The organism is Stakelama sediminis (assembly GCF_014199335.1).
In the GTDB taxonomy this organism is placed as follows: domain Bacteria; phylum Pseudomonadota; class Alphaproteobacteria; order Sphingomonadales; family Sphingomonadaceae; genus Sphingomonas; species Sphingomonas sediminis.
On record NZ_JACIJI010000019.1, the window covers coordinates 1 to 3,629 of the forward strand.

Here is a 3,629-nt window from a genome sequence, read left to right on the forward strand (position 1 = left end):
CTGCTCATCTCTACTCCTGTCAGGCCGCCTTCATGGCCGCCGCAAGGCAGAAAATCCACTTATCCCCCTGTCCAAATTTCCCAGGCCACCTCTCTCAGGTAGGAGAAATCGGTGTGATCAGATCAGAGAGTGCGCCATCGAGCGCTCCGAGTATCGCTTCGTAAGCCCAGTGCTCCTTAGCGCGTTGCCTCGCGGTGTGGCCCAGCGTGGTGCAAAGTTGCGTGTCTTCGATCAGGCGAGTGATTGCGCAGGCAAAGTCTTTGGCTGAACCCGGCTCGGTAACAATGCCGCACCCTTCAATTTCATTAGCCAGACCGGTTCCCACCGCAGCGGTTGCAACCACCGGGCGGCCGGAAGCCAGCATGTTCGTCAATTTTGACGGCAGAACAAGATCGGCTGCGTCGGCCAGCTGCGGCAACAGGTGCACGGTCGCCAGACTCAGCAGCGCGTTCAGCCGCTCGCGGGGCTGAAGGTCGTGGAACTGAATGTTGGGTACGTCGGCGGACGCTTCGATGAGCCGAGCCCGGTTAGGTCCATCGCCGCACACCACAAAGGTCAGGTCGCTACGATGGCGCAAGAGCTTTGCCGCCTCAAGCACGATCTCGATGCCCTGCTTATTGGCGATATTGCCTGAATAAAGCGCAACATGGGGCGTATCGATCGACCATTCGCTCCGAAAGGGCGACGGTGCATCGCTCGGCTGGATGGCGTCGATGTCGGCCCAGTTTCTCAACTGGTAGACACGCTCGACTGTCACTCCCTTGGCGATCAGCGTCGCGCACATCTGTGCTGAGATCGAACTTACCCGATCGAATCGATGCAGTGTCCAGCGTTCGAAAGTGTCCGCAATTCTAGCAACTAGGCCGCCTTTGGATACCAATCCGGTCGCGAATGCCGCCTCGATCTCGAAATCCTGGACGTGCAGCCAGCATTTTGCCCCGCTAAGGCGCGCCGCCAGCCATGCCAGCGGCGCTGCGATTAGTGATGGCGCAACCGTAAACACCAGATCGGGCCGCCAGCCCAGCGATGCCTTGAGCAACGGCAACGTAGCCGAGGCGAGAAAGCTCAGGTAGTGCAGAATACGCTTGGCGCCTGTCGGTGTTGCAGGCACGTAGACCGGGCAGCGGATAACGTCAACGCGCTGCTCATCGCGATCACGCCGCCATCCACCGCGATAGCGGTCGAAGGTTCGCCAGGCGGGGTAATAGGGCTGGGCGACGACGGCGCGAACCGCATGGCCGCGCGAGGCCCAGTCGCGAACCATGTCGCCGCTGTACAGGCCAATCCCCACCTGTTCGGGAGCATAGTTTAGGCCAAGAAAAAGGATGCGCATGCCCAGCTAGGCCGAGACATGATCGAGAAACCACGTATAGGTCGATTCGATGCCGTCTTGTAGCGCGATCTCGGCAGACCAACCCATCGCGTTGATACGCGAGGAGTCCATCAGCTTGCGCATCGTGCCGTCGGGCTTGGTCGCATCAAAGGTGATGTGGCCTTTGAACCCAGTCACCTCGGCAGTCAGCCGAGCCAGTTCGGCGATCGTCACGTCGCTGCCGAAGCCGACGTTGATGTGGCTGAGCATCGGCTCCGTATTGGCATGGTACGTGTGGGCGTCGAGGTCAAAAACGAACAGCGAGGCATCGGCCATATCGTCCACGTGGAGAAACTCTCGCCGCGGCGTCCCCGTGCCCCAGATCGCGACCTCATCGGCGTCGGTCTCGACCGCCGTGTGGAAGCGGCGGATCAGCGCTGGAATAACGTGGCTATTTTCGGAGTGGAAATTATCACCGGGTCCATAAAGATTGGTGGGCATTACGCTGCGGTAATCCGTCTCGTACTGGCGGTTGTAGCTCTCGCAAAGCTTAATTCCGGCGATTTTGGCGATGGCGTAGGGCTCATTGGTCGGTTCCAGCACACCGGTCAGCAGTGCATCCTCGCGCATCGGTTGGGCGACCGCGCGCGGATAGATGCACGACGAACCCAAGAACAGCAAGCGCTTTACGCCTGCCAGATAGGCTTGATGGATGACGTTGGCCTCGATCATCAGGTTTTGGTAGATGAATTCGGCCGGATAGGTGTTGTTAGCATAGATTCCGCCGACCTTCGCCGCCGCCAGGACGACGCCGTCGGGCTTTTCGGCTGCTAGGAAGGCGCGGACCGCCGCCTGGTCCGTCAGGTCGAGCTCAGCGTGGGTGCGCGTAATCACCTCGTCCCCGCGAGCGATCAGCTTGCGACTGATCGCGCCGCCGACCATGCCGCGATGCCCGGCTACATAGATGCGCATGTGCGTGGTTTCCCTCAAGTTTCGATCGCAACGGGCAGCTCGAAGCCGTGGACCTTGAGCAGCGCGTGGCGCTTGGCGGTGCGCAGATCCTCGGCAACCATCTCGGCGCACATTTCCTTCACCGAAATCTCAGGGATCCAGCCGAGCTTTTCCTTCGCCTTCGAAGGATCGCCGAGCAAGGTTTCGACCTCGGCGGGGCGGAAATAGCGGGAGTCAATCCGCACGATCACGTCGCCGACCGAGAGGGCGGGGGCGTCTTCGCCTTCGATCTTCTCGACAATGCCCACCTCATCGACGCCCTGTCCCTCGAACCGCAGGGTGATGCCCAGGTGCGCAGCCGACCAAGTGATGAATTCGCGGACGGAATATTGCACGCCGGTGGCGATCACGAAATCCTCGGCATGGTCCTGCTGCAGCATCATCCACTGCATGCGGACGTAGTCCTTGGCATGGCCCCAGTCGCGCAGCGAGTCGATATTGCCCATGTACAGGCAATACTCCAGCCCCTGCGCAATATTGGCTAAACCCCGTGTCACCTTGCGCGTGACGAAGGTTTCGCCGCGGCGCGGACTCTCGTGGTTGAAGAGCACGCCATTGCATGCATACATGCCATAGGCTTCCCGATAATTGACCGTGATCCAGTAAGCGTAGAGCTTGGCAACGGCATAAGGGCTTCGCGGATAGAATGGTGTCGTCTCGCGCTGGGGAATTTCCTGAACGAGGCCGTAAAGTTCCGAGGTCGAGGCTTGATAGAAGCGCGTCTTCTTTTCGAGTCCGAGGAACCGGATGGCTTCAAGCAGTCGCAGGGTACCGATCGCATCGACATCGGCGGTGTATTCCGGTGCCTCAAAACTGACGGCGACATGGCTTTGTGCCCCAAGATTGTATACTTCATCGGGTTCGACTTCACGAACAATCCGCGTGAGGTTTGAGGTGTCCGACAAATCGCCATAGTGCAGCTTCAGATAGGCATGATGGCTGTGCGGGTCTTGGTAGATGTGATCGATTCGCTGGGTGTTGAAGGAGGACGCGCGGCGCTTTATGCCATGCACCTCATAACCCTTTTCGAGAAGAAATTCGGCGAGATAGGAACCGTCTTGCCCCGTGATTCCGGTTATGAGTGCTCGCTTGCCCATCGCCGCTGTCTGCCTCTTACTGTACATGACGAGTGTCTGTGCAGCCCGTCCTACCATCGCTAGGTCAAGCCATCTGCATTGTGCAGCGCGGCGGGTCAAACCTTTTTAGCAACGCGATCAGAGGTGGCCGGGTTGGTCTGAACAGGGATCGGCGCTCGATAAGTGGATCGTCTGCGGGTGGTTTCGTGGAATTGCCGATATGGGGCGTC

The 3,629-nt window shown here is 59.4% G+C and carries 3 protein-coding genes; all 3 read right to left on the reverse strand.

What is annotated here, in order from left to right; translation table 11 throughout:
- Positions 1-94: 94 nt before the first annotated feature.
- From FHR23_RS16395 to gmd, 3 genes are read right to left on the reverse strand one after another with little or no spacing between them, the layout of a single operon-like run.
- Positions 95-1,333 (reverse strand): WcaI family glycosyltransferase, encoded by a 1,239-nt coding sequence (locus FHR23_RS16395; RefSeq protein ID WP_184006148.1) that lies wholly within the window; start codon positions 1,331-1,333, stop codon positions 95-97.
- 6 nt (positions 1,334-1,339) lie between these two features.
- Positions 1,340-2,284, reverse strand: a complete 945-nt coding sequence (fcl, locus tag FHR23_RS16400; protein ID WP_184006150.1) for a GDP-L-fucose synthase — start codon at positions 2,282-2,284, stop codon at positions 1,340-1,342.
- Positions 2,285-2,298: 14 nt separating this feature from the next.
- On the reverse strand, positions 2,299-3,420 hold the full coding sequence (gene gmd, locus FHR23_RS16405; protein ID WP_184006152.1) for a GDP-mannose 4,6-dehydratase: 1,122 nt from the start codon (positions 3,418-3,420) through the stop codon (positions 2,299-2,301).
- Positions 3,421-3,629 lie beyond the last annotated feature (209 nt).

Bases quoted from the DNA above. Each gene is read 5' to 3' on its own strand.
- FHR23_RS16395 (WP_184006148.1), bottom strand. From the start codon at position 1,333: ATGCGCATCCTTTTTCTTGGCCTAAACTATGCTCCCGAACAGGTGGGG.
- fcl (WP_184006150.1), bottom strand. From the start codon at position 2,284: ATGCGCATCTATGTAGCCGGGCATCGCGGCATGGTCGGCGGCGCGATC.
- gmd (WP_184006152.1), bottom strand. From the start codon at position 3,420: ATGGGCAAGCGAGCACTCATAACCGGAATCACGGGGCAAGACGGTTCC.